This is a genomic window from Thermomonospora curvata DSM 43183, from assembly GCF_000024385.1.
Taxonomy (GTDB): Bacteria; Actinomycetota; Actinomycetes; order Streptosporangiales; family Streptosporangiaceae; genus Thermomonospora; species Thermomonospora curvata.
Genome location: NC_013510.1, coordinates 5,324,097 through 5,348,155, shown reverse-complemented (window position 1 = coordinate 5,348,155; position 24,059 = coordinate 5,324,097). Strand labels below are relative to the sequence as shown.

Annotated in this window: 24 protein-coding genes and 1 riboswitch; of the genes, 9 read left to right on the top strand and 15 right to left on the bottom strand. The window is 73.1% G+C overall.

From position 1 onward, the window contains the following. Position 1: 1 nt before the first annotated feature. The 6 genes from TCUR_RS23180 to TCUR_RS23155 all read right to left on the bottom strand — a co-directional run bounded on the left by TCUR_RS23180 (position 2) and on the right by TCUR_RS23155 (position 4,079). Positions 2–826, bottom strand: a complete 825-nt coding sequence (locus TCUR_RS23180; RefSeq protein WP_012855025.1) for an energy-coupling factor ABC transporter ATP-binding protein — start codon at positions 824–826, stop codon at positions 2–4. Continuing rightward, positions 823–1,563, bottom strand: a complete 741-nt coding sequence (gene cbiQ / locus TCUR_RS23175) for a cobalt ECF transporter T component CbiQ (RefSeq protein ID WP_012855024.1) — start codon at positions 1,561–1,563, stop codon at positions 823–825. The genes TCUR_RS23180 and cbiQ overlap by 4 nt, the downstream gene beginning before the upstream one ends. A gap of 3 nt (positions 1,564–1,566) precedes the next feature. Beyond that, on the bottom strand, positions 1,567–1,911 hold the full coding sequence (locus TCUR_RS23170; protein ID WP_012855023.1) for an energy-coupling factor ABC transporter substrate-binding protein: 345 nt from the start codon (positions 1,909–1,911) through the stop codon (positions 1,567–1,569). Then, entirely contained in the window at positions 1,908–2,585 is a 678-nt protein-coding gene (locus TCUR_RS23165) for an energy-coupling factor ABC transporter permease (protein WP_012855022.1), read from the bottom strand. Before TCUR_RS23165 ends, TCUR_RS23170 begins: the two co-directional genes overlap by 4 nt. A 34-nt stretch (positions 2,586–2,619) precedes the next feature. Further along, a riboswitch (cobalamin riboswitch) is annotated at positions 2,620–2,841 on the bottom strand. Between the two features lie 55 nt (positions 2,842–2,896). Then, positions 2,897–3,229, bottom strand: a complete 333-nt coding sequence (locus tag TCUR_RS23160) for a YnfA family protein (protein ID WP_012855021.1) — start codon at positions 3,227–3,229, stop codon at positions 2,897–2,899. Between the two features lie 22 nt (positions 3,230–3,251). Further along, on the bottom strand, positions 3,252–4,079 hold the full coding sequence (locus TCUR_RS23155; protein WP_041440320.1) for a polysaccharide deacetylase family protein: 828 nt from the start codon (positions 4,077–4,079) through the stop codon (positions 3,252–3,254). Between the two features lie 237 nt (positions 4,080–4,316). Between TCUR_RS23155 and TCUR_RS23150 the strand changes: the two genes are divergently transcribed. The 6 genes from TCUR_RS23150 (at position 4,317) to TCUR_RS23125 (ending at position 10,848) form a co-directional block, all read left to right on the top strand. Then, complete coding sequence (locus TCUR_RS23150) at positions 4,317–5,918, top strand: ABC transporter substrate-binding protein (RefSeq protein WP_012855019.1); 1,602 nt, start codon at positions 4,317–4,319, stop codon at positions 5,916–5,918. Between the two features lie 19 nt (positions 5,919–5,937). Beyond that, entirely contained in the window at positions 5,938–6,891 is a 954-nt protein-coding gene (locus tag TCUR_RS23145) for an ABC transporter permease (RefSeq protein WP_012855018.1), read from the top strand. Beyond that, positions 6,884–7,927, top strand: coding sequence for an ABC transporter permease (locus TCUR_RS23140; RefSeq protein WP_012855017.1), 1,044 nt, complete (start codon positions 6,884–6,886; stop codon positions 7,925–7,927). Before TCUR_RS23145 ends, TCUR_RS23140 begins: the two co-directional genes overlap by 8 nt. Positions 7,928–7,936: 9 nt before the next feature. Beyond that, the gene (locus TCUR_RS23135; protein WP_012855016.1) at positions 7,937–8,941 is read left to right on the top strand and encodes an ABC transporter ATP-binding protein; all 1,005 of its coding nucleotides are present in this window, start codon (positions 7,937–7,939) and stop codon (positions 8,939–8,941) included. Beyond that, a complete protein-coding gene (locus tag TCUR_RS23130) occupies positions 8,941–9,921 on the top strand; it encodes an ABC transporter ATP-binding protein (RefSeq protein WP_012855015.1) in 981 nt (326 codons plus the stop codon). Before TCUR_RS23135 ends, TCUR_RS23130 begins: the two co-directional genes overlap by 1 nt. A 159-nt stretch (positions 9,922–10,080) precedes the next feature. Next, a complete protein-coding gene (locus tag TCUR_RS23125; RefSeq protein WP_245536926.1) occupies positions 10,081–10,848 on the top strand; it encodes an ABC transporter permease in 768 nt (255 codons plus the stop codon). Between the two features lie 628 nt (positions 10,849–11,476). On the opposite strand, the gene TCUR_RS23120 is transcribed toward TCUR_RS23125, so the two are convergent. Continuing rightward, complete coding sequence (locus TCUR_RS23120; protein ID WP_012855013.1) at positions 11,477–12,667, bottom strand: serine hydrolase domain-containing protein; 1,191 nt, start codon at positions 12,665–12,667, stop codon at positions 11,477–11,479. 280 nt (positions 12,668–12,947) lie between these two features. Here TCUR_RS23120 and TCUR_RS28460 point away from each other — a divergent pair, with 280 nt between their 5' ends. After that, complete coding sequence (locus TCUR_RS28460) at positions 12,948–14,621, top strand: serine/threonine-protein kinase (protein ID WP_012855012.1); 1,674 nt, start codon at positions 12,948–12,950, stop codon at positions 14,619–14,621. A 13-nt stretch (positions 14,622–14,634) separates the two neighbouring features. Here the strand turns inward: TCUR_RS28460 and TCUR_RS23110 are convergent, their stop codons facing one another. The 8 genes from TCUR_RS23110 to TCUR_RS23075 all read right to left on the bottom strand — a co-directional run bounded on the left by TCUR_RS23110 (position 14,635) and on the right by TCUR_RS23075 (position 22,782). After that, complete coding sequence (locus tag TCUR_RS23110) at positions 14,635–14,901, bottom strand: suppressor of fused domain protein (protein ID WP_012855011.1); 267 nt, start codon at positions 14,899–14,901, stop codon at positions 14,635–14,637. 41 nt (positions 14,902–14,942) lie between these two features. Beyond that, entirely contained in the window at positions 14,943–16,403 is a 1,461-nt protein-coding gene (locus TCUR_RS23105; protein ID WP_012855010.1) for a hydrogenase large subunit, read from the bottom strand. Further along, complete coding sequence (locus TCUR_RS23100; protein ID WP_012855009.1) at positions 16,400–18,118, bottom strand: proton-conducting transporter transmembrane domain-containing protein; 1,719 nt, start codon at positions 18,116–18,118, stop codon at positions 16,400–16,402. Before TCUR_RS23100 ends, TCUR_RS23105 begins: the two co-directional genes overlap by 4 nt. Continuing rightward, positions 18,118–18,774: a hypothetical protein gene (locus tag TCUR_RS23095; RefSeq protein ID WP_012855008.1), complete on the bottom strand. Its 657-nt coding sequence runs from the start codon at positions 18,772–18,774 to the stop codon at positions 18,118–18,120. The genes TCUR_RS23100 and TCUR_RS23095 overlap by 1 nt, the downstream gene beginning before the upstream one ends. Then, complete coding sequence (locus tag TCUR_RS23090) at positions 18,771–19,694, bottom strand: respiratory chain complex I subunit 1 family protein (protein WP_012855007.1); 924 nt, start codon at positions 19,692–19,694, stop codon at positions 18,771–18,773. The genes TCUR_RS23095 and TCUR_RS23090 overlap by 4 nt, the downstream gene beginning before the upstream one ends. A 49-nt stretch (positions 19,695–19,743) precedes the next feature. Continuing rightward, positions 19,744–21,732: a proton-conducting transporter transmembrane domain-containing protein gene (locus TCUR_RS23085; protein ID WP_012855006.1), complete on the bottom strand. Its 1,989-nt coding sequence runs from the start codon at positions 21,730–21,732 to the stop codon at positions 19,744–19,746. Beyond that, complete coding sequence (locus tag TCUR_RS23080; RefSeq protein WP_012855005.1) at positions 21,729–22,205, bottom strand: NADH-quinone oxidoreductase subunit B family protein; 477 nt, start codon at positions 22,203–22,205, stop codon at positions 21,729–21,731. The genes TCUR_RS23085 and TCUR_RS23080 overlap by 4 nt, the downstream gene beginning before the upstream one ends. Positions 22,206–22,440: 235 nt before the next feature. Continuing rightward, positions 22,441–22,782, bottom strand: a complete 342-nt coding sequence (locus TCUR_RS23075) for an ArsR/SmtB family transcription factor (RefSeq protein WP_012855004.1) — start codon at positions 22,780–22,782, stop codon at positions 22,441–22,443. Positions 22,783–23,002: 220 nt separating this feature from the next. On the opposite strand from TCUR_RS23075, the gene TCUR_RS23070 reads away from it, so the two are divergent. Both TCUR_RS23070 and TCUR_RS26725 read left to right on the top strand, forming a co-directional pair. Beyond that, positions 23,003–23,785, top strand: a complete 783-nt coding sequence (locus tag TCUR_RS23070) for a YwiC-like family protein (RefSeq protein ID WP_012855003.1) — start codon at positions 23,003–23,005, stop codon at positions 23,783–23,785. A 41-nt stretch (positions 23,786–23,826) separates the two neighbouring features. Continuing rightward, the gene (locus tag TCUR_RS26725) at positions 23,827–24,033 is read left to right on the top strand and encodes a hypothetical protein (protein ID WP_148233105.1); all 207 of its coding nucleotides are present in this window, start codon (positions 23,827–23,829) and stop codon (positions 24,031–24,033) included. Positions 24,034–24,059: the final 26 nt, after the last annotated feature.

The following is a 24,059-nucleotide window of genomic DNA, read 5'->3' as shown; positions in this document are numbered from 1 at the left end:
CTCAGCCGGTGAGGCGGTCCAGGTCGGCGGGGGTGCGCGGGTCCGGGGCGCCCGGCGGCAGGAGCCCGTGGCGGCGCAGCAGGCGGCCCACCGCCGGTCCCCAGGCCGGGGTGAGGCGGGCCGAGCGCAGCAGGGACTCGTCGGCCAGCAGCTCGGCGGCGGGACCGGTGTGCAACCGGCCCTCGGCGAGGACGGCGGCGTCCTGCGCCCAGCGGTGGGCCAGGTCCACATCGTGGGTGGAGGCCACGATGGCGGTGCCCGCCGACCGCAGCTCCTCCAACGTCTCCAGCAGCGCCGTCACCCCGGCCGGGTCGAGCCCGGCGGCCGGCTCGTCCAGCACCAGCACCTGCGGGCGCAGCGCCAGCGCCCCGGCGATGGCGACCCGCTTGCGCTGGCCGAACGACAGCAGGTGGGTGGGGCGGTCGGCCAGCTCGGTGATCTGCATGGCCGCCAGCGCCTCGGCCACTCTCCGGCGCACCTCGGCGACCGGCAGCCCCAGATTGCGCGGGCCGAAGGAGACGTCCTGGGCGACGTCGGCGGCGAACAACTGATCGTCGGGGTCCTGCAGCACCAGCTGGACGTGGGTGCGCAGCTCGGTCAGCCCCCGGCGGGAGTAAGAGACCGGCTTGCCGTGCAGGCGGATCTCGCCGCGCAGGGGACGCAGCCCGCCGGTCATCAGCCGCAGCAGCGTCGTCTTGCCCGCCCCGTTGGGCCCCAGCAGCACCAGCACCCGCCCCGGCGGCACGTGCAGCGACAGGCCGGTGAAGACCGGCGGCGCGCCCTCGTAGGCGTAGGCGACGTCATGGACGCTGAGAACGGCGCTCACAGCAGGTTCCCCAAGGCGAAGGTCACCGAGGCCGCCGCGACCGCCGGCAGCGGGGCGGCGGCCAGGAACGGGGTGCGCAGCGGGATCTCGGCGACGACCACCGGCAGGCTCCCGGTGTAGCCGCGCCCGGCCAGCCCGGCCTCCAGCCGCCGGGCCCGGTCGAAGGAGCGGACGAACACCGCCGAGCCCAGCCCGCCCAGGGACCGCCAGGCGGCCCGCAGCGACCGGTCGCCCAGCCGCCCGGCCTGGGCCTGCCGGGTCCGCCGGGCGGTGTCCAGCACGACGAACAGCAGCCGGTACACCAGCGCCGTCACCTCCACCAGCGCCGCCGGCAGCCCCAGCCGGGTCAGCCGGGGCAGCGCGTCGGCCAGCGGCGTGGTCCCGGCGAACAGCACCTGGCACAGCACGGCGGCGCCGCAGCGGGCCACCACCTCGCCCGCCCGGCCCGCCCCGCCGTCGGCCCAGCCGATCCCGTCCGGGCCGACCGTCACCAGGAACGTCAGCGCCCCGGTCAGCACGAACCCCAGCGGGATGCGGGCGGCCCGCAGCAGGGTGCGCGGCGGCATCCGCGCCCAGCACAATGCCACCGCCAGCGTGACCGCGGCGGTGACCGGCGCGCCCGGCCAGGGCGGCAGCAGCAGCGCACAGCCCAGCAGCCCACCGGCCAGCAGCGCCTTGGCGGCCGGGTGGTGCCGCCGCCAGGGGCTGCGGTAGGCCGCCGCGTCGATGGCGAGCACCGATCAGCCGTCGCCGTCCGCTCGCCGCTTCGCCCCCTGCGTCGCGGTGAGCCGCCGTTTGGTGCGCACCACCCCGAAGCAATAGCCGAGCACCCCTGCCCCCAGCGCCGCCTGCAGGGCGAACAGCGCCGATTCGATCTCCCCGGACGGCGGCTCGTACAGCGGGCTGAACCAGGGCTCGTAATCGGGGTCGTGCTCGGCGATCACCGTTTCGGCCCGCCCGTCGGCCCCGGCGAACGGCTCTTCCTCGCCGTCCCCGGCGCCCATCGCCAGTGGGGCGACCGCCAGCGCCGCCACCGCCAGCACGATCAGCAGGTTGATCAGCCCGCCGCGCGTCCGTGCGCTCATGAGGCCACCGCCTTCTCGCGTCCGCGCAGCACGCCCAGCCGGATCAGGTCGGCCGCGGCCGAGGTGCGCAGCAGCCGGACGACCAGCACCGTCAGCAGGCCCTCGCTGACCGCCAGCGGAAGCTGGGTGACGGCGAAGACCCCGCCGAACTTGGCCAGCGCCCCGGCGAACCCGCCCTGCGGATCGGGGAAGGCCAGCGCCAGCTGCGCGGAGGTGACGCAGTAGGTGACCAGGTCGGCGGCGAAGGCCCCGGCGAACACCGCCGGCAGCAGCCCGAGGCGGCGGGTCAGCAGGTAGCAGCCGTAGCCGACCCACGGCCCGATGACGGCCATGGAGAAGACGTTGGCGCCCAGCGTGGTCAGCCCGCCGTGCGCCAGCAGCAGCGCCTGGAAGACCAAGGTGATGGTGCCGAGCACCGTCATGATCGGTGGACGGAACAAGACGGCGCCCAGCCCGGTGCCGGTCGGGTGCGAGCAGCTGCCGGTGACCGAGGGGATCTTCAGCGCCGACAACACGAAGCAGAACGCCCCGCAAGCGCCCAGCAGCAGCTTGCTTTCAGGGTCGGCCGCGACGCGGCGGCTCAGCGTGACGACGCCGTGGACGACGAACGGGGCCGCCGCCACGGACCAGGCGATGGCATGGGAGACGGGGAGATAGCCCTCGGCGATGTGCACGGGCGGACACCCAACCTTTCCAGCACCTCGTGGACGGTGGTCGAACGCCGTGGCCGGTCTCCTGGCTGACGGTCCAGCCCGCCGTTCGACCTTCCCAGGCGCCTGCGCCCAGTGGTCTCCCCGCCCGGCACCGGCCGGGGAAAGAACGGCGGGATCTCCCGATCACAGTGGCGAGGGCCGCTCCGGCCTTGGCGCGCTCCCGGAAAAGGGACGCGCCGCACCGGTATTCCCGAACACCACGGCCCACACAGCCTAGCCATACGCACACAAATGTGCATGCATAGGGACGTATATCTGCCGCCGAGGACAGTTCAGCCGCGCGGCGCGTACATGATGACCGCGACGCCCAGCAGGCACAGGGCGGCGCCGGCCAGGTCCCAGCGGTCGGGGCGGAAGCCGTCCATCACGATGCCCCACACCAGCGACCCGGCCACGAAGACACCGCCGTAGGCGGCCAGGATGCGGCCGAAATGGGGGTCGGGCTGGAAGGTGGCGACGAAGCCGTAGGCGCCCAGCGCCAGCACCCCGGCGGCGATCCACCACAGCCCGCGATGCTCCCGCCAGCCCTGCCAGACCAGCCAGGCACCGCCGATCTCGGCCAGCGCGGCCAGGGCGAACAGCAGCAGCGAGCGCACCACGGTCATCGGCGGCAACCTACCGTGCGGGTCACAGCGGGACGAAGGTCATGCCGCGCTTCTTCAGCCTGGGCACCACCTCGCGCAGCGCCGCGACGGTCTGCGAGCGGTCGCCGCCGCCGTCGTGGCAGAGCATGATCGCCCCGTCCTTGCTGCGCAGCAGGGCGCGCTTGATGCGGGCCACCCCGGGACGGCGCCAGTCCCACGGGTCGACCTCCCAGCCGATCGGGATCATCCCGTACTCGGCGACCTTCTCCATCACCTGGCGCGACCAGGCGCCGCCGGGAGAGCGGAAGTACTTGGGGACCACCCCGGTGGCCTGGGCGATCCGGGCGTGGGCCTCGGCGATCTCGCGGTGGATGCGCTTGCCGCCGATCCGGTCGAAGCCCATCGGGTGGGTCATGGTGTGGTTGCAGATCTGGTGCCCGGCCTCCACGATGCGCCGCGTCAGCGCCGGGTGCTCCTTGACCATCTCGCCCACCACGAAGAACGTGGCCGTCACCTGGTGCTCGGCCAGCAGGTCGAGCACCTGCGGCGTGTACTTGGGGTGCGGGCCGTCGTCGATGGTCAGCGAGATCGTCTTGGGCGGGCGGGCCGGGTCGAGCTGGTCGAGGTTGGTGATCGCCTCCTTGTAGCGGCGCACCCGGACCGGGCGCCAGGCCGGGTGCCCGGGCAGGGTGGGCGTCGGCGACGGCGACGGCGTCCGCGGCGCGGGGGCCGCGGTGGGGGTCTGCGGGGAGGCGCCGGAGCCCGAGGCCTCGGCCGTGCCGCGCACGCTGTCCGATCCGACCGCAACCGCGAAACCCACGGCGCCCAGCGTCCACAGCAGGCGGCGCCGAGACGGCTCGCTGAACTCCATGACCCCACACGTTATAGGGCGTTTCACCATTCAAGCGGCGTATCCGTGACACAACCCGTTCAAGAACGCCGATCCCGCCCAAGGAGCCCCCTGCCCCCTCCTTCTGACTAGGAGTGATCACCCTGCAAAGTCCCGATCAGTGGGACAAGTCACATTCGACCTGGTCAGGCGCTGGTTATGTCATCTCGCTCAACACGGGTGACTCAGGTCACTTGGTGCAGAGGGGGGAAGAAGGAAATGTCCAGCAAGAGGTGGCTGCGCGGCGCCGCCGGGGCGCTCGCGGTCGTGGCGCTGACGGCGGCATGCACCTCGGGCGGAAGCGGCGACGGCCAGAGCAAGGCCCAGCCCCAGGCCACCTACAAGGTCGGCATGATCGGCACCGACTCCGGCGGCACCCCGGTCAAGGGCGGGACGCTGACGTTCAGCACCTACACCGAGGCCGGCCTGCTCGACCCGGCGCAGACCATCGTCGCCGGCTCCACCGGCGGCATCGAGATGGCCGCGGTCTACGACGTGCTGCTGCGCTGGGACAGCGCCTCCGGCGAGGTCGTCCCGCAACTGGCCAAGGACATGAAGGCCAGTGACGACAACAAGACCTGGACGCTCACCCTGCGCGAGGGCGTGAAGTTCAGCGACGGCAAGCCGCTGGACGCCGAGGCCGTCAAGTGGAGCATCGAGCGTTACGTCGACAAGGGCGGCGACGACGCGATGCTGTGGAAGCGCAACGTCGAGGCCGTCGAGACGCCCGACGACCTGACCGTGGTCTTCAAGCTCAAGAAGGGCTGGGCCGACTTCGACTTCATGCTCACCGGCGGCCTCGGCATGATCGTCGCCAAGTCCGCCGACGCAGGCAAGGAGTTCAAGCCGGTCGGCGCGGGCGCCTTCACCTTCGGCAGCTACAAGCCGAAGGAGGAGATGATCCTCAACGCCCGCGAGGACTACTGGGACGGGCGGCCCAACCTCGACAAGATCCGCATCACCTACATCGCCGACCCCAACGCCGCGCTGGACACCCTCAAGTCCGGCCAGACCCAGGTCGGCTTCTTCCGTGACCCGCTGGTCGTCCAGAAGGCCCTGGACGCCGGCTACCACGGCTTCATGAACATGGTGGCGCTCGGCAACGTCGCCGTCATCAACGCCGCCAAGGGCCGGCCCGGCGCCGACGCGCGGGTGCGGCAGGCGATGTTCCACGCCATCAACCCGGACGTGATCTACCAGCGCGCCTACTCGGGCGTCCTGCAGGGCAGCTCGGAGATCTTCCCGAGCTTCTCGCGCTGGCACACCGGCACCAAGCCGCTGGCCTACGACCCCGACAAGGCCAAGCAGCTGCTGGAGCAGGCCAAGGCCGACGGCTTCGACGGCAAGATCAAGTACCTGGACGCCCAGGACCCGGCCTCCCAGGCCACCGCGTTGGCGATCAAGGCGATGCTGGAGAGCGTCGGCTTCCAGGTGGAGCTGGACCTGGTGCGCACCCCCACCGACCAGATCACCCGGGTGGCGGCCAAGCGCGACTACGACATGTCGGGCTGGGGCCTGAGCTGGCGCGAGGCCGGCCCCTACGGCCGGATGTTCACCACCTTGCACAGCGAGGGCAACGCCACGGTCGGCATGGCGACCACCCCCGAGATGGACGCCCTGATCGAGGAGTTCCAGGGCGCCGCCACCCCTGAGGAGCAGCGCGCCGTCATGGCACGCATCCAGGAGCAGTGGAACAAGGACGTCCCCGCCCTGGTGTTCGGCCCGATGCCGGAGTTCGTGGCCTGGCCGAAGACCGTGCACGGCGTCGAAGGCACCGTCAACAGCATGATCCTGCTGGACGACGCCTGGATCGGCCAGTAAGGGGAGAAGGCGGCCGTACATGGCGCGCAAAACGATCAGGCGGCTGGGCGAGCTCGTCCTGGTGCTGCTGATCGTCGGTGCGGGCACCTTCGCGCTCATGGACCTGATGCCCGGCGACCCGGCGGTGGTCGTCCTCGGCGAGGGTCACACCGAGCAGGAGTACGCGGCCAAGCGCGAGGAGATGGGGTTGAACGACCCCATCTCCGTGCGCTTCGCCGACTGGCTGGCATCGGCGGTCACCGGCGACTTCGGAGTCTCGTTCATCCCGCCCCACCACGAGGTCTCCGGCCGGATCGCCGCGGCCCTGCCGGTGAGCGTGGAGCTGGCGGCGCTGGGGCTGCTCATGGCCCTGGTGATCGCCGTCCCGCTGGCGATGTGGTCGGCCTACCACGCCGGCGGCCGGGTGGACCGGCTGGTCAGCGCCGGCACCTTCGGGGTGCTCTCGCTGCCCAGCTTCCTGGCCGGAATGTTGCTGATCATGGTGTTCGCCAACGGGCTGGGCTGGTTCCCCCGCGCCGAGTGGGTGCGCCTGAGCGAGAGCGTCGGCGACAACCTCTACCACGCCTTCCTGCCCGCGCTGACGATCGCGCTGGTGGAGGCGGCGATGTTCACCCGCGTGCTGCGCGGCGACCTGATCGCCACGCTGCAGGAGGACTACATCCTGGCCTCCAAGGCCAAGGGCATGCCCCCGGTGCACGTGCTGGTGCGGGACGCGCTGCGCCCGTCGTCCTTTTCGCTGATCACGCTGCTGGGCATCAGCCTGGGCCGGCTGATCGGCAGCACGGTGATCGTGGAGTACCTGTTCTCGCTGCCCGGCATGGGCACCCTCATCATCAGCGCCGCCGACGAGGGGGACGTGCCCACGGTGCAGGGGGCGGTGCTGGTCATCGCGCTGATCTACGTGCTGGCCAACGCGCTGATCGACCTTTCCTACGGCTACCTCGACCCACGAATCAGGCGGGCACATGTCTGAGATCACCGTCGCGCAGCAGACCGCCCCGGCGGCCGGGCGCCGGATCTCCCGGCCGGGCCTGGCGCTGAGCGTGCTCGGCCTGGCCGTCGCGGGCGGCTCGCTGGGCGCGCCGCTCATCGGCTGGGTGCGCTTCGGCGGGTTCGTGGCCGGGCTGGTCGTGCTCTACCTGGGGCTGGCGGCGCTCGGCCGGGGGCTGTTCGGCCCGTCCTTCGACCTGGCGTTCTGGGCGTGCCTGGGCTGGCTGGTGGTCCTGGTGGGGGCGGCGGTGCTGGCCCCGCTGCTGCCGCTGGCCGAGCACCAGGACGTCGCCAAGACGCTCAGCGCCCCCGCCATGGCGCCGCCCGACCCGCTGTCGGCGCACCCCCTGGGCACCAACAACTTCGGGCTGGACATGCTGGGCCGCGTCCTCTACGGGGCGCGTTCCTCGCTGGTGGTCTCCGTCGGCGCGGTGGCGCTGGCGATGGCGGCCGGCGGGGCGATCGGCATCGTGGCCGGCTACTTCGGCCGCCTGGCCGACGCCGTGGTCGGCATCGCCACCAACTCGCTGCTGGCGGTGCCGCCGCTGATCCTGCTGATCGCGCTGGGCACCGTGCTGGACCCGAGCCTGCGCAACATCGCCATCGCGCTGTCGCTGCTGGCGCTGCCCGGCATGATCCGCATGGCGCGGGCCGCCGCGCTGACGTTCGCCCAGCGCGAGTTCGTGCTGGCGGCCGAGTCGCTGGGCGCCTCCCGCTGGCGGATCATGACCCGCGAGCTGCTGCCCAACGTGGTACTGCCACTGGCCTCCTACGGGATGGTCATGGTGTCGGTGCTGATCGTGGCCGAGGCGTCGCTGAGCTTCCTCGGGCTGGGCGTCCAGCAGCCGAACCCCTCCTGGGGGAACATGATCGCCGAAGGGCAGGAGAACGACGTCTTCGTCCAGCACCCGCACATCGTGCTCGTCCCCGGCCTCACCCTGTTCATCACCGTGTTCGCCTTCAACCTCATCGGCGAGAAGGCGCGCCGGCGGTGGGACCCCCGGCAGGGCAAGCTCTAGGAGCCCGCAATGAACCCCAGCACCCCGCTGCTGACCGTCGAGGACCTGCGCACCGAGATCCGCACCGGCCAGGGCACGGTGCGGGCGGTGGACGGCGTCTCCTTCACCCTCGGCCACGGCGAGACGTTCGGCATCGTCGGCGAGTCCGGCTCGGGCAAGTCCGTGCTCGGCCGCACCGTCATGGGCCTGTATGCCACCGGCCCCACCATGACCGTCACCGGACGGGTGATCTTCGACGGGGTCGATGTGCACGCCCTCACCCCCGCCGGCCGCCGCCGGCTGTGGGGCTCGCAGGTCGCCATGGTCTTCCAGGACCCGATGACCGCGCTCAACCCCGTCCGCAAGATCGGCGCGCACCTCACCGAAAGCCTGCGCCGGCACGGCGGGCACTCGCGCGCCGCCGCCCGCCGGCGCGCCGAGGAACTGCTGCGCCTGGTCGGCATCCCCGAGCCGCGCCGCCGCCTCGACCAGTACCCGCACGAGCTGTCCGGCGGCATGCGCCAGCGGGTGGTGATCGCCATGGCGCTGGCCAACGAGCCCAAGCTGCTGATCGCCGACGAGCCGACCACCGCGCTGGACGTCACCGTCCAAAAGCAGATCCTGGACCTGCTGGACCGGCTCCAGGAAGAGTTCGGCATGGCGATCATCCTGATCAGCCACGACCTGGGCGTGGTGGCCGGCCGGGCCGACCGGGTGGCGGTGATGTACGCCGGCCGCATCGCCGAGACGGCCCCGGCCAAGGAACTGTTCGCCACCCCCCACCACCCCTACACCGAGGGGCTGCTGGCCTCGATCCCGGACCTGCACGGCCCCCCGCACACCCTGCTGGAGGCGATCGACGGCGCCCCGCCCAACATGGCCGCGCCCCCGCCGGGCTGCCGCTTCGCCCCCCGCTGCCGGTACGCCCGGCAGGTCTGCCACGGCCAGATCCCGCCGCTGCGGCCCGTCCCCGGCGCCGCGGACCGCTCCCTGGCCTGCCACCACCCCGTCAACGTCCCCGCAGGAGGCTCGTGATGGCCGGCTCCGGCACCGCTCATCTGCGTTCCGACCGACCGGGCCGCGTCCTGGTCGTGGAGGACCTGGTCGTGCAGTTCCCGGCCGGGCGCGGACGCACGGTGCACGCCGTCTCCGGGATCAGCTTCGACCTGCTGGACGGGGAGACGCTGGGCATCCTGGGCGAGTCCGGCTGCGGCAAGTCCAGCGCCGGGCGCGCGGTGATGCAGCTCCCGCCGCCCACCTCCGGCTCGGTGCGGCTGGCGGGCACCGAATTGACCGCCCTGTCGGGCAAGCGGCTGCGGCGGCACCGCCGCACCATGCAGATGGTGCTGCAGAACCCCGTCGCCGCGCTGAACCCCCGCCGCAAGGTCGCCGACCTGGTCGCCGAGGGCCCGGCGGTGTGGGGCGAGCGGGTCGATGACGCCCGGATCGACGCGGTGCTGCAGGCGGTGGGCCTGGACCCGGCCACCGTCCGCGACCGCCGCCCCCACCAGCTGTCGGGCGGCCAGTGCCAGCGGGTGTGCATCGCCCGCGCCCTGATGATGGACCCGAAGGTGCTGATCTGCGACGAGCCGGTCTCCAGCCTGGACGTCTCGGTGCAGGCGCAGATCCTCAACCTGCTGGAGGAGACCAAGGCCCGCTACGGCCTGAGCATGGTGTTCATCGCCCACGACATCGCCGTGGTGAAGAACATCAGCGACCGGATCATGGTGATGTACCTGGGCAAGATCTGCGAGGTCGTCCCCTCCGGGGCCCTGGCCGGCGCCGCGCGCCACCCCTACACCCGGCTGCTGCTGGCCTCCGTCCCCGAGGTCTCCCGCACCGCCGAGCCGCCCCCGCCCGACCGGCGGCCCGCCGAGCTCCCCTCACCGCTGAACCCGCCCAGCGGCTGCCGGTTCCGCACCCGCTGCCCGCTGGCCACCGACCGCTGCGCCACCGAGGAGCCGCGGCTGCGCCAGGTCGGCGACGACCACTACCTGGCCTGCCACAACGTCTGAGCGCACGAACGCCGCCGCAGCTCGCCCCGGCCCGTCCCGGCGGGCGCGAGCCGGGCCGGTTGCCGCGCCCCGGTGTTTTCCGGGGGCCTCGATGGCACAAGCCCTAAGGAGGCCGGGGGATTCCGGCGGGGGCTGTTGTCGGAAGGTGCGGGGAGAGGTGTGGCGACGGCTGTGACCGGGGGTGCCGCGCCCGAGGCCGGGGTGCCGCTGGCGGTGGTGCTGGCGGTGCTGACCGCCGGGGCGGCGCTGCTGGTGCGGCTGGGCGGGCTGGGGAAGTGGCACGAGGTCGTGGTGGCGGCCGCGCGCGCCACCGGGCAGCTGGCCGCGGTGTCCCTGCTGATCGCCGTCGTGCTGGGCGGCATGGGGGCGACCGCCGCGTTCGTGTCGGTGATGCTGGTGATCGCCGCGCTGACCGCCGGCCGCCGCATCACCGGGGCCACCGGGCGCGGCGCGGTGTGGGCGGGGGCGTCCATCGTGGCGGGAGTGGGGCCGGTGCTGGGGCTCGTCCTGGCGGCCGGGGTGGTTCCCGCCGCGCCGGTGTCGGTGCTGCCGATCGCCGGGATCCTGATCGGCGGTGCGATGACCGCCACCGCGCTGGCCGGCCGCCGCGCCTTGGAGGAGCTGGAGGTCCGGCACGGCGAGTACGAGGCGGCGCTGGCGCTGGGGCTGCTGCCCCGGGACGCGGCGCTGGAGGTGACCCGGCCGGCCGCGGCGCCGGCGCTCGTGCCGGTCATGGACCAGACCCGCACGGTGGGCCTGGTCACCCTGCCGGGGGCGTTCATCGGGATGATCCTGGGCGGCGCGAACCCGCTCGCCGCCGGGGTCGTCCAGCTGCTGGTGCTGGTCGGGCTGCTGGCGGCCGAGGCGGCGTGCGTGCTGGTCACCGTGGAACTGGTGGCCGCGGGCCGGCTGCGCGGACGGCGGTGACCGGCCGCTCGGGAGAGGCGGCCGGATGCGGCTGTCAGCGAGGGTCGGGTGAGGAATGCCGAGCCGACCGGCCGCCCTGCTTCCCCCGGAGGGACCCCTGCCGCCCGGCGGGTCTCGGGGGCGAAGCGAGGACCCCGGCCGACAGGGGTTCTGACCATAGCCCCGCAGATGAACGGCGTGAAGTGACAGAGCGCCTACAGTTATTCACAACATGTGTCAGCGATCGAAGGTCATTCATTGACGTGAACTTCGGGTAATTTCCGGCACTCGCCGTCATGGCCGCAGCGAAGCTGTTAACGTCGGTGCGGCCGCAGGACGCGTCCGTTCGCGTTGGTGAGACGCGTTCTGAGCGTTGGAAGGGCCAGGGCCCGGCGCGGCGGACGCGCGGGCGACGGTGGAAACGTGCGGGACGGTGCGTCACGGGGGCCGGTCCGCTCGCATGCCTCCACCGTCACGCCCGCCGAGCCTTCCCGCCGACCCCGCCGCCGGGCCGGGTCGCGCCTTATCTCCCACACCGGGCCGCCGCCGCCGAGCCTTGCCCGGCATGTGGTCGCAGACGCTCGGGACGGGGCCCGGCGGCGCCATGACCCTGCAGGTCACGGCGTCATCCCGGGGCACCGGAAAGGGCTCACCGAGCCCCTCCGGGGCTCGGGGCGGCGCGGCGGGTGGCCGCGACATGGGCGGCCACCGCGCGGAAGGCGGTCAGCTCCTCGCCGCCGGAGATGTCGGCGTACAGGGTGTTCTTGACGATGACGACGCCGTGGCGGGGGGAGACGTAGATCCGCTGGCCGCCGAGCCCGGCGGCCATGTAATCGCCGTGGCCGCCGCCGCCGACCCACCAGTGCAGCCCGTAACCCCGGGACGTCTCTCCCCGGGGCTCGTTGAACGGCGCCGAGGGCCGGGTCGAGGCCCGCACCCACTCCCGGGGCACCACCCGCCGTCCACCGGCCCGGCCGCCGCGCAGGTACAGCAGCCCGAAGCGGGCGAAGTCGCGGGCCGTGGCGTAGATGCAGCAGTACCCCAGGTCGGCGCCGTAGTGGTCGGCACCGACCAGCGCCGTGTCCGCCATCCCGGCGGCGCTCCAGATCCGCCGCTGCAGGTACTCGTGGAACGGCATCCCGGTGGCGCGGGCGACCACCCAGGCCAGCACGAACGAGTTCACGCTGGTGTACTCGAACCGGCTGCCGGGCTCCCAGCCGCGCCGCTGCCGGGCCGCCATGCGCTCCACGGAGGCGCCGAACGCGGCCCCGGCGTGCAGCAGCGGCACGTCCCGGTTCTCGTCCCACTCGATGCCGGACGACATGCGCAGCACGTCCCGGATCGACACTCCCGCATACCCCGAGCGCTTCAGCTCGGGGACGTAGTCGGTCACCGGGTCGTCGATGCCGGCGATGCGTCCTTCGGCCAGGGCGATGCCCACCGCCGTCGCGGTGAACGACTTGGCCATCGACCACGACTGGAACCGGGTGTGGCGGGTGGCGCCCCGGTAGCGTTCGGCCACGATCGTCCGGCCGTCCAGGACGACGAACCCCTGGGTGCCGGACCGGGTGAGGAAGTCTTCGAGGGTGTGACGCCGGCCGTTCCACTCATAGGTCACCGGCAGCGGCCTGGTCCGCTTGCGCAGCCGGACGGGATCGGCCGAGGGGCGCAGCGTCGTCCAGGCGATCGGCAGCAGCCCGCGGGGCCGCTCATCGGGGCGCGGCCGGGTCGCGGCCGGGGCGGAGGGCGGCGGCGCGGCGGCGACCTGGGGCGCCGGCAGCACCACGGCGGCGGCGAGGGCGAGGGCGGGCAGCGCCGCACGGACGGCTCTGAGGCGCATCGAGGGCTCCTCGGGGGGTTGCCGGACGGGGCTGCTTTGAGCGTCCACCGACCTGAAAACCCAGGACAGTGGCCTGACAGATAGATTTCAGATGGGTCAGTGGGATTGGTGTTCCAGGCGGTGAGGACCTTTCGGAGCATCCCCGGGCGGGCCCGGCGGCGGTCGCGGTCACCGCGACGGTGAGCAGGGAGAACGGGTGATGAAAAAGGTTCAAACCCCCAACGGAGTTAATAGGCTGCTGTAACCCGACATCGGTTCGAGCCCTGGGGGAGGCGGTGCTGTGGAGCCCGGAGCGTTGCTGGACGGCAAGTACCGGCTGGTGCGGCGGCTCGGGCAGGGCGGCATGGGCGAGGTGTGGGCCGCCGAGGACCTGAGCCTGAACCGGCAGGTCGCCGTCAAGATCGTGCTGTCGAACCTGGGCACCAACCAGGAGGTGATCGCGCGGCTGCGGCGGGAGGCCCAGGCCGCCGCCTCGCTGCAGCATCCCGGCATCACCGTGGTGCACGCGATGGGCGAGCACGAAGGCCACCCCTTCGTGGTGATGGAGCTGCTCAACGGCCGGGACTTCATGGCGATCCTGGAGGCCAACCCCAACGGGATCCCGGTCGCCCACGCGGTGTCGCTGGCCGCGCAGGTCGCCGACGCGCTGGCCTACGCGCACCGCAACGGGGTGGTGCACCGCGACATCAAGCCCGCCAATCTGATGGAGCTGACCGACGGCCGGGTCAAGATCTGCGACTTCGGCATCGCCCGCTTCGCCGACGCCGCCCCCGACCTGACCCCGATGGGCATGATCCTGGGCACGCCCCCCTACACCGCCCCCGAGCAGTACCGGGGCGGGCCGGTGGACGGGCGCAGCGACCTGTACTCCTTCGGCTGCACGCTTTACGCGCTGCTGACCGGGCGGCCGCCGTTCACCGGCCCGTCGATCGCGGCGTTCATGAACCAGCACCTGCACGAGCCCCCGCCGCGCCCGAGCGAGCTGCGCCCGGACATCCCGGCCGAGCTGGAGAACCTGGTGCTGGGCATGCTGGCCAAGGACCCCGCCGACCGGCCCTCGATGGAGGAGGTGCTGGCCCGCCTCAACGCCCTGAACTCCCCCGCCCCGGCCCCGCCGGCCGCGCCCGCCGCCACGCTGCCGTTCGCCCCGGACGCCCCGCCGCCCTTCCCGCAGGCGGACCCGGCCGTGCTCCCGCCGGTCGGCCCGCCGCCCGCCGCCGTGCACCAGGCGCCGCTGAGCCCGCTGCCGCCGCCGTCCCCGCCGTCCCCGGCCGCGCAGGCGCTCAACGAGGCGGTCAACCGGCTGCGGTCCTCCCGGGCCCCGGTGAGGGCCTGGCGGGCGGTGGCGTCGGCCGCCGGATGGCTGCTGCGCGCCCCCGGCGGGGCGGGCCGCGACCTGGACCCGGCGCTGCGGCGCGACGGCCTCGGCCTGGTCCTGCTGATCGCCGCGCTGACCTGCGGCGGGCTGCTGTGGTCGCAGACGGAGCTCACCGTGACCACCAAGACCGCCGACTTTCTGCGCGGCGTCTTCGGCGTCTGCGCCTACGTGCTGCCCGTGCTGCTCTTCCTGCTGGCGGCCCGCATCTTCCGCAGCCCGGAACGCCGCGAGGCCAACGCCCGCATCGTCTCAGGCTCGGTGGTGACGTCCCTGGCCGTGCTCGGCGTCATCCACATCAGCGCCGAGACCCCGAACCCGCTGAAGACCGACGACCTGGAACCGATCCGCGACGCCGGGGGAGTGGTCGGCTGGATGGTGGGCGCCCCCCTGGAGGCGGCCCTCACCCCCTGGGGCGCGATCCCCCTGCTGCTGGTGCTCGGCGGCCTCGGCCTGCTGATCGCCACCGCCACCCCCCTCAACGAGCTCCCCGAACGCATCGGCCGCCTCCTCGGCCTGCTGACCTCCGACCGCGACCGGACCCCCGAAGGGCAGCGCCAGGGCCCGGCGAACTCCTGACCCGTCCGGCGGCTCAGAGCACCGACTCCCGCAGCAGGCCCACCGCATCGGCCTTCTGCTGCTCGAGCAGGTCCTCCAGGGCCTCAGAGCCGTTGGCGCGGGCGTACTCCAGTTCGGCGGTCGAGATCGGGATCGCCTGCAGCCAGGCGACGGTCTTTCCGGGAAGACGCAGGGTCTGCGGGGGCTGATCCCACAGGAACCGGGAGACCTCGGGACGGCCTTGGAAAACCCTGACCACCTCACGGGCCATCCGCCGGTCAGCGGTTGACGCCTCCACCATCGCAGGACTCCTCGGGGCCGGGCCGCCGGGAACCGGGCGCCTCACAGGTCGTTGCCGGCGTAGGAGAGGTTGAAGCTCTTGTTGACCAGGGGGAAGTCCGGGACGATCGCGCCGCTGAGCGCCACGGGCAGGGCGGGCCAGTTGAAGAAGGACGGATCGACCACCTTGACCCGGGCCAGGGCGCCTGCGGCGTCCAGTTGCACGCGGTGGACGATGGTGCCGCGCCAGCCCTCGGCGATGCCCACCCCCGCGGCCGGGCCCAGCACGTCGGACGGCAGCGGGGCCACGTGGTCGAGGTCGGCTGCGTCCAACTCGCCGGCCAGGTCGGTGATGATCTTGATGGAGGCGGCGATCTCCTCGGCGCGGACCTGGAAGCGGGCCAGCACGTCCCCGCTGGTGCGGACGACGGGGGTGAAACCCTCGAGGGTGTCGCGCCGGGCGTCCACGTCCAGCCCGCTGGCGCGCGCCACATAGCCGAGGGTGCCCAGGTCGCGGGCGGCCTGGGTGGACAGCACGGCGGTGCCGGCGAAGCGGTCCAGCACCACGCTGTGCCCCAGGGCGAGCGCGACGATCTCGGCCACGTCCTCCCCGATGGCGCGCAGGGCGTCGGTGTCCGGCAGGGCGCGCAGCCGGGCGCCGCCCACCACGACCCCGCCGCGCAGCAGGCGGTGGCCGGTGACCTGATCGTTGATGCGCAGCAGCGACTCGCGGACGCGCCCGGCGTGGGCGTTGAGGATGCCGTGCGCCACGTCGTTGCACAGTGCGCCCAGGTCGGTGACGTGGTTGTAGATCCGTTCCAGTTCCAGCAGCAGCGCCCGGATCCGCGCGGCCTGCGGCGGCACGGCCATCTCCAGCGCCGACTCCACCGCCTGGCAGTAGGCCAGCGCATGCCCCACGGAGGTGTCGCCGCTGATCCGCTCGGCCAGCTCCAGCCCGGCCTCAGGGGCACGCCCCTCGAACAGCTTCTCGATCCCCTTGTGGACGAACCACAGCCGGGCCTTGAGCTTGAGGATGCTCTCCCCGACCACCGAGAACCGGAAGTGACCGGGCTCGATCAGCCCGGCGTGCACCGGCCCGACCGGGATCTCATAGACCCCCGGCCCCTCCACGGTGACGAACGGGAAGGGACCTTCCGGGTCGCCGAAGGCGGGCGGCGGCCCGGCGTCGTCCCGCATCGGGTACCAGCCGCGCGGCCAGTGGTGGTGCCGCACCAGGCGACGGGGCAGCGGATGGTTCTCCGGGACGATCCCGTACAGGTCGCGCATCTCCCGTTCGAAACGCCCGGCCGGGAACGACAGCGAGGCGATCGACGGCAGGCGGGGGTCGTCCCCCGGCACCGGCAGGTGCAGTTCCACCAGGTCGGCGCCGTGGCTGAACAGGTACACCACATCGAAGCCGGACGGGTCGGGGACCGCGGCCACCAGCGCCAGCCGGTGCCCACTGCCCAGCAGCTCGGCGGCGTGGGCGGCCAGCGACTCACGGGTCACATCGATGAACTTCACGGGACGACCACCTGCGCGGCGTTGTCAAGGATCGACTGCAAAGGACCGGCGGTGACGCCGAGCAACCCGCAGGCCACCAGCCCGGCGACCATCGCGACGGCGACCCCGGCCGGCACCTTCACCGGCTCCGCTCCCGCGGACGCGCCGGCCTTCGCCGTTCCGCCGGGCTCCTCGTCGGACGCCTTCGCGGGCGCCGCTTCGGCGGCATCCGTTCCCGCGCCGGTTTCGGCGGAGTGCGCGGCGGGGGTGGCCACGGCGACGAGTACTGGCTCTGCCGAGGCGGCCTCGGGGGCTCCGCTTGCCTCGGTGGCTCGGCGGTCGCCTGCTCCCGCAGCGGGCTGTGCGGCGGCTTGCGGCGCTCCGGCGGCCACGGCGGCGAGCACCGGCTCTGCGGCGCCGGCCGCGGTCTCGGCGTCCGGCGGCTGGGCGGAGAGCGGGGAGCCGAGGATCATGCGGCTGCCGATGCGGCCCACGGCGGCGACGATGACCAGCAGCAACACCAGGGCGACGGCGACCGCCCAGCCGATGCCGTCCTGGAAACCGGCGCGGAAGATGCCCAGCTCGGAGGCGAACAGGCTGAACGGCGGCAGGCCCAGCAGGGCCAGCAGGGCCAGCCCGAACGCCCCGCCCAGCAGCGGGGAGCGGGCCAGCAGGCCGCGCACCGCGGCGACCCGGCTGCTGCCGGTGGCGTGCAGGATGGTGCCGGACCCGATGAACAGCACCGACTTGCCCAGGCCGTGGCCGAGGACGTGCAGCAGCACGGCGGTCAGGGCCAGCCGGCCCCCGGCCGCCGCGCCCAGGGCCAGCAGGCCCATGTGCTCGATGCTGGAGTAGGCCAGCATCCGCTTGTAGTCCCGCTGGGCGATCAGCAGCAGCGCCGCCACCAGCAGCGACAGCAGCGCCAAAACCAGCAGCAGGTTCCGGGTGAAGGCCGGGCCCAGCGCCGGGTCGGCGATCACCTTGACCCGCAGCATCGCGTAGAAGGCCACCGACAGCAGCACGCCCGACATCAGCGCCGACACCGGGGCGGGGGCCTGGCTGTGGGCGTCCGGCAGCCAGGCGTGCATGGGCGCCAGCCCCGCCTTGGTGCCGAAGCCCAGCAGCAGCAGCGCGACGGCGATGCGGGCCACCCCCGGGTCGAGGTCGGCGGCGTGGGCGGCCAGCACGTCCAGCTCCAGCGACTCCACCCCCGCCTGGGCGGCGGCGAAGTGCAGCAGCACCACCCCGAGCAGGGCGAGGGCGATCCCGGCCGAGCAGACCACCACGTACTTCCAGGCGGCCTCGACGGCGGCCCGGGTGCGCCGGTGCCCGACCAGGAACGCGGTCACGATCGTGGTGGCCTCGACCGCCACCCACAGCACGCCCAAATTCGCCGCCAGCACCGCCAGCGCCATGGCCGCGATGAACCCCTGCGTCAGCACCCCGTACCGCCGGGCCGCCCGCGCATCGTCCTCGGCGGCCAGGTAGGACGGGCCGGCGAGCATGGCGAGCGTGGCGACCGCGCCGATGACGATGAGCATGAACGAGCTCAGCGCGTCCGCCCGCAGCCCCGGCGCGCTCGGCGGGGCCTGCTGCAGCGACAGCGCGATCCCGCAGGCCAGCACCCCGGCCGACGACAGCGCCCCCAGCCACCGCACCGGCCCGCGCCAGCCGGCCAGCGCGTAGACCGCCGCCGCCAGGCACGGCAGCAGGATCGGAAGAACGACCAGCAGCATCAGTCCCGCAGCTCCCGCAGCTCATCGAGGTCGGTGCCGCCGAACGCGGCGCGCATCCGCGTGGTGAGCACCTGCAGCACCAGCACCGCCAGCAGCACGTCCAGCGAGACGCCGATCTCCACCACCGGCGACAGCCCGCCGGCGGTCAAAAAGGCCATCGCGGTGATCCCGTTGTCGATCAGCAGGAACCCCACCACCTGCGACAGCGCCCGCCGCCGGGTGGCCAGCACGAAGAAACCCAGGAAGATCACGGTCATGGCCACAGGCACCGCCTGGGTGGCCGGAGTGGGCGCCAGGCGGATCACCGGCTGGCAGACCGCGTAGGCCAGCAGCGCCAGCACCGCCGCCGCCACCAGCGAGGAGGCCACGTTCACGATCGGCTTGGTCTCCCGCCGCTCCCCGGAGGCCGCCAGCGCCCGCCGCAGCAGGTACGGCAGCACCCCGGCGCGCAGCGCCCCGATGCCGACCGCCACCGCCGCCAGTTCGGCCGAGCCCTCGTGCGCGCCGAGCACCGCGATCAGCGCGGCCAGCGCCACCCCCTGCAGGGCGAACAGCGTGACGATCTTCGCCAGCTCGCTGCGCCACAGGATCAGCACCCCGGTCAGCAGGAACGCCCCGCAGGCCAGGTCGAGCAGTTGCACGTGGACGTCGCTCATGCCCGCTCCAGGAAGAAGGACGCCGCCACGGCCAGCAGCGCCAGCAGGAACGATCCGGCCAGCAGCTCGGGCACCCGGAACAGCCGCAGCTTGGCCATGAACACCTCGGCGGCGGCCAGCAGCGCCCCCAGCACGGCGACCTTGAGCGCGAACACCGCCAGCGCCAGCGGCAGCGCCAGCGTGATCCCCCACGGGGTGAACAACCCGGCGAACAGCCCCAGCAGGACGGTCAGCCGCATCGCCGAGGCCCACTCGATGAGGGCCAGGTCGGGCCCGGCGTACTCCAGCACCATCGCCTCGTGGATCATCGTCAGCTCAAGGTGCGTGGCGGGGTTGTCCACCGGGATCCGCCCGGTCTCGGCCACCGTCACGATGATCAACGCCACCGCGGCCAGCAGGCTGACCGGCGAGACCACCGACAGCGGGTCTTCGGCCACCGAGGCGGCGATCTGCCCCAGGTTGGTGGAGCCCACCCGGATCGACAGGGCGAACACCGCCAGCAGGATGGTCGGCTCCACCAGCGCCATCACCGTCATCTCGCGGCTGGCGCCCATGCCGCCGAACGCGGTGCCGGTGTCCAGCCCGCCCAGCGCCAGCGCCACCGTGCCGAGCGCCAGCAGCGCGGTGACCGCGAACAGGTCGGCGGCCGGGTCCAGCGGGGAGTCGGTGGTGGCGAACGGCCCCACCGCCGCCACCACCAGCGCGGTGGCGGCCAGCACCAGCGGCGCCGCGCGGAAGAGCCATCCGGTCCCGTGCGGGGCGATCGGTTCCTTGCGCAGCAGTTTGCGCAGGTCCCGCATCGGCTGGGCGATCCCGGCGCCGGCGCGTCCCTCCAGGCGGGCCCGCACCTGCCGCATCAGCCCCACCAGGAACGGGGAGCCGACCCCGATCAGCACGACTTGCGCGGCGGCCCCGATCACCGCGTCACCTCTTCCTCACCGCCGGGGCGGTTCACGTGGCGCCGGGCGCTCAACTCGTCACCGCCAAAACGATCAAGGTGACGGCGAACGCGGCGAAGCCGTAGCCCACATAGCGGTGCACGCTGCCGTTCGCCAGCTCGCGGGAGGCGCGGCCGACCCGGTCGGCCAGGGCGATGGCCGGGGCGTACAGCCGGTGCTCGATGCGGTCGGGCACGGCGGCCTGGAAGCGCACCCGGTTCACCAGGTACGCCGACTCCTTCACGTGTGTCACCTCCACGTCGCTTTCCGGGGCGAGCACGTCGTCGAAGACCCGCTGCAGCGGCTCGGCGAAGGAGGTGGCGGTGTACTCCATCCGCGCCGTCATCGGGCCGGCCCCGCAGTCCCACAGCCGGGCGGCGCGCCGGGCCCGCCGCAGCGCCAGCGCCCGCAGCACGGCCAGCAGCGCCGCCACCGTCACCGCCAGCGCGGCGGCGATCAGCACCGGAGACAGGGAGCTGGCGGCGGCGCGCAGGTACGCCCCGTCCGTCGCCGGGCCGCGGCCGGGCAGCACCTGCCCGGTCACCTCGGCGACGCCGGGCAGCACCAGCGTCGGCCCGAGCGCCAGCGCCACGCAGGCCGCGCCGGCCAGCGCCATCCCGGCCAGCATCGACGGCGGCGCCTCGTGCGCCCGTTCGGCCTCGGCGCTGCGCGGACGGGCCAGGAACCCGGTCCCCAGCGCCTTGACGAAGGTGGCCGCCGACAGTCCCGCGGTCAGCGCGACGGCCGCCACCGCCAGCGGCATCACCACCGCCGCCGAGACCCCGCCGTCCGGCAGGGAGCGGATCAGGCTCTGCAGCATCAGCCATTCGCTGACGAAGGCGTTGCCCGGCGGCAGCGCCGAGGCGCACAGCGCGCCGAGCGCGAACACGATCGTGGTCAGCGGCATCCGCTCGCGCAGCCCGCCCAGGGCGTCCAGGTCGCGGGTGCCGGTGCCGTGCAGCACCGACCCGGCGGCCAAGAACAGCAGCGTCTTGAACGCCGCATGGTTGATCACGTGCAGCAGCGCGGCGGCCAGCGCCAGGGCGGCCAGCGCGCGCTCGCCGGAGGCCTCGAAGAACCCGGCGGCGCCCACGCCGATCAGCACCAGCCCCATGTTCTCGGTGGTGGAGTAGCCCAGCAGCCGCTTGAGGTCGCTGGCCACGGCCGCCTGCAGGATGCCGTGCAGCGCCGAGAGCGCTCCGGCCGCCAGCACCACCAGCCACCACCAGCGCGGCCCGCCGCCCAGCAGGTCCAGCCCGACCCGGACGATGCCGTAGATCCCCATGTTGACCATGGCGGCGCTCATCAGCGCCGACACGTGGCTGGGGGCCTCGGGGTGGGCGCGCGGCAGCCACACGTGCAGCGGGACGATCCCGGCCTTGGAGGCGAACCCGGCGAAGGTCGCCAGGAAGACGCCGATGGCCAGCGCGCCGCCCGCGTCGGCCCGCCGCAGCTCGGCGAAGCTCTCCCCGCCGGCCGCGGCCGCGAACGCCACCAGCCCGCCCAGGATCGCCACCAGCCCCAGGTGGGTCAGCACCGCGTACCACACGCCCGCCGACCGCACCGCCGGGCGGGCCCGGTGGTCGGCCAGCACCAGCAGCAGCGAGGCGATCGCCATCAGCTCCCACAGCAGCAGGAACGTGCTCACGCTCGCCGCCGCGGGCACCAGCAGCAGCGCCGCCGCGAACAGCGGGACGAGGATCTGCGCGGTGCGGGGGGCGTGCCGGGCGTAACCGATCGAGTAGATCGCGGCGGCCGTGATGACCCCGCCGGTCACCGCGGTGAACAGCCCGCCCAGGGCGTCCAGCTCCAGCCGCACCCCCGCCAGCGGCAGCAGGTCCGGCAGCCAGGCGCTCCAGGTGCGGCCGGCCATGGCGGCGGCTCCGGCGGCCAGTGCGGCCGCACCCGCCCCGGCCAGCGCCGTCCCGGCCAGGGCCGACCGCACCCGGGCCGGCGGGATCGAAGCGAGCAGCGATGCGAGCGCGCACAGTGCCAGCGCGCCGGGGAACAGCAGGTTCATCGTCCGGTCAGACCCCGCAACGCCTTGGTGATGTCCTCGGGACGGGGCGGGCAGCCGGGCACCTCCACGTCCACCGGGACCACGTCACCGACCGCGCCGGCCACGCCGTAGGCGCCGGCGAACACCCCGCAGTTGCGGGCGCAGTCGCCCAGCGCGATCACCACTTTGGGCTCGGGGACGGCCTCGTAGGTGCGGCGCAGCGCGGTCTCCATGTTCCGCGTCACCGGCCCGGTCACCAGCAGCGCGTCGGCGTGCCGGGGGGAGGCCACCAGGCGCGCCCCGTAGCGCTCGGCGTCGTGGACGGGCCCGAACACCGAGGCGATCTCCAGTTCGCACCCGTTGCAGGACCCGGCGTCCACGTGCCGGATCTGCACCGACCCGGCCAGCTCGGGTTTGGGCGGCTTGTCCTTGGGCCGCGGGGGAGCCGGTTCGGCGACCCGCCCGGTCTTGCGGATCTTCTTCCAGAGGTTCACCGCTCCCCCTTCGCGCCCGTTTCCGGCATGAGTCGTCGCGGGCCGGCCGCGTTGCGGAACGTTCCGGCGGGGGAGGGCGTGGATGGGCCGACTCGGCGGATCTTGTTGGTCATCGGTGTCGCGGTGGTTCTTCGGGATGTGCCGGCGTGCCGTAGGAGCAGCGGGGTGTTACCGGGGGCGGACGGGGCCGTACCGGCGGGTCCGGCGGTCTGGCCGGTGCCGCGTGCCGGGCGGGTCACTGGTCTTCCTCCTCGGCGGCCTTCAGTTCGGCCAGCAGCTCCTCCCGGCTGGTGATCATCTCGGTGAGGATGCGCCGGGCCGCCCGCATCAGGTCGGCGATGTCGCTGGTGGACAGCTCGTAGACCACGGTGGAGCCCTCGCGGGTGGCGGAGACGATCCCCGCCCGGCGCAGCACCGCCAGCTGCTGGGACAGGCTGGAAGGTTCCACTTCGATCTCGGCCAGCAGATCCCGCACCGGCATGGGACCGCTTTGCAGCAGCTCCAGCACCCGGATGCGCACCGGATGGCCGAGGATGCGGAAGAACTCGGCCTTGGCCTGATACAGCGGCACCGGCACGCGGGTCAGCCCCTCTCGGTGGATGCAGGAAGTAGTGGAACCTTCACTCAATCAATTGAAGAATTCTTCAAGTCATCTTCCCGCGGCCCGAAGTCCGCTTCGTACGTTTTAAACCGTGATGTGCGTCACCGGTGATCGCCGGGGGGTGCCCCGGGTAACTGGAATCCGAGAGTCTAAATTAGAAGGAGCAGGTCCGTCCCACGACCCGAAGGGAGGCCCGGTGACCAGCGACACCGCTTCCACCCGGCCCGCAACCACCGCCTCCCCGCGCCGCGAACGCGGCAACGCGCGCAGGCGACGCGGCCAGTGGGTGCCGCCCCAGCACGGCGCCTGGGCGATGCTGATCGTCCCGTACCTGGCCGGCCTGATCGCCGTCGGCTTCACCTGGCCGCACCTGCCGCTGCTGGTGGCCTGGCTGGCCGGCTACCCCCTGTCGTACTTCGCGCTGCTGGCCGTCAAGACCCGCCGCTTCGCACGCTTCCGCCCCCAGATCCTGACCTTCGGCACCGCCGCCCTGCTCGCCGGCGGCATCACCGTGGCCGCCCGCCCCGCCCTGCTCTACTACGCCCCGCTGTTCGCCGTCGTCCTGGTGATCAACGGCCTCTTCGCCGCCCGCCGCGACGACCGCGCCCTGCTGAACGGCCTGGTCTCGGTGGCCGGCGCGATGCTCATCCTGCCGGTGGTCGCCACGGTCGCCGGCCGGCCGCCCACCGAGGTGATCGACGCCCTCATCGTCTCGTTCCTCTACTTCGCCGGAACGGTCTTCTTCGTCAAAACCTGCATCCGCGAGCGCGACAACCGCGCCATGCTGGTCGCCTCGATCACCTACCACGCCGCGGCCTTGGCCGCGGCCGCCTGGGTCCACCTCCTCTACGCCATCCCCTTCGGCCTGTACCTGGCCCGCTCCGTGATCGTCCCGGGCAAGAACCTCACCCCCAAGCACCTCGGCGTGATGGAGATCGTCAGCTCCGTCCTCCTGCTGGCCACCGTCGCCCTCACTTGACCGCGCCCGGGCCTTCGTCCTCAGCGAGCGCCTGCGCAGAGATGGTGATCACCCGGCTCAAGAACCACCACATGGTTGTTCCCTGCATTGAATCTTTTTCAGTGGATGCGGGGCTCGCAGGCCTGCGGCACGAGGACGGCCTTGGCGATGTGCCCGGCCCGGTGTGGGCGGCAACGAACCGGTGCAGGATGCGCCGGCTCCTTGACTGGGCGATCACCCGCTCGGCCGGGCTGCGTAACCGGGTGTGAGCCCCCTGGGGAGATGGGTGGTTGGT

Bases quoted from the DNA above. Each gene is read 5' to 3' on its own strand.
- TCUR_RS23170 (WP_012855023.1), bottom strand. From the start codon at position 1,911: ATGAGCGCACGGACGCGCGGCGGGCTGATCAACCTGCTGATCGTGCTG.
- TCUR_RS23160 (WP_012855021.1), bottom strand. From the start codon at position 3,229: ATGACCGTGGTGCGCTCGCTGCTGCTGTTCGCCCTGGCCGCGCTGGCC.
- TCUR_RS23155 (WP_041440320.1), bottom strand. From the start codon at position 4,079: ATGGAGTTCAGCGAGCCGTCTCGGCGCCGCCTGCTGTGGACGCTGGGC.
- TCUR_RS23150 (WP_012855019.1), top strand. From the start codon at position 4,317: ATGTCCAGCAAGAGGTGGCTGCGCGGCGCCGCCGGGGCGCTCGCGGTC.
- TCUR_RS23145 (WP_012855018.1), top strand. From the start codon at position 5,938: ATGGCGCGCAAAACGATCAGGCGGCTGGGCGAGCTCGTCCTGGTGCTG.
- TCUR_RS23140 (WP_012855017.1), top strand. From the start codon at position 6,884: ATGTCTGAGATCACCGTCGCGCAGCAGACCGCCCCGGCGGCCGGGCGC.
- TCUR_RS23135 (WP_012855016.1), top strand. From the start codon at position 7,937: ATGAACCCCAGCACCCCGCTGCTGACCGTCGAGGACCTGCGCACCGAG.
- TCUR_RS23130 (WP_012855015.1), top strand. From the start codon at position 8,941: ATGGCCGGCTCCGGCACCGCTCATCTGCGTTCCGACCGACCGGGCCGC.
- TCUR_RS23120 (WP_012855013.1), bottom strand. From the start codon at position 12,667: ATGCGCCTCAGAGCCGTCCGTGCGGCGCTGCCCGCCCTCGCCCTCGCC.
- TCUR_RS23110 (WP_012855011.1), bottom strand. From the start codon at position 14,901: ATGGTGGAGGCGTCAACCGCTGACCGGCGGATGGCCCGTGAGGTGGTC.
- TCUR_RS23100 (WP_012855009.1), bottom strand. From the start codon at position 18,118: ATGCTGCTGGTCGTTCTTCCGATCCTGCTGCCGTGCCTGGCGGCGGCG.
- TCUR_RS23095 (WP_012855008.1), bottom strand. From the start codon at position 18,774: ATGAGCGACGTCCACGTGCAACTGCTCGACCTGGCCTGCGGGGCGTTC.
- TCUR_RS23085 (WP_012855006.1), bottom strand. From the start codon at position 21,732: ATGAACCTGCTGTTCCCCGGCGCGCTGGCACTGTGCGCGCTCGCATCG.
- TCUR_RS26725 (WP_148233105.1), top strand. From the start codon at position 23,827: ATGGTGATCACCCGGCTCAAGAACCACCACATGGTTGTTCCCTGCATT.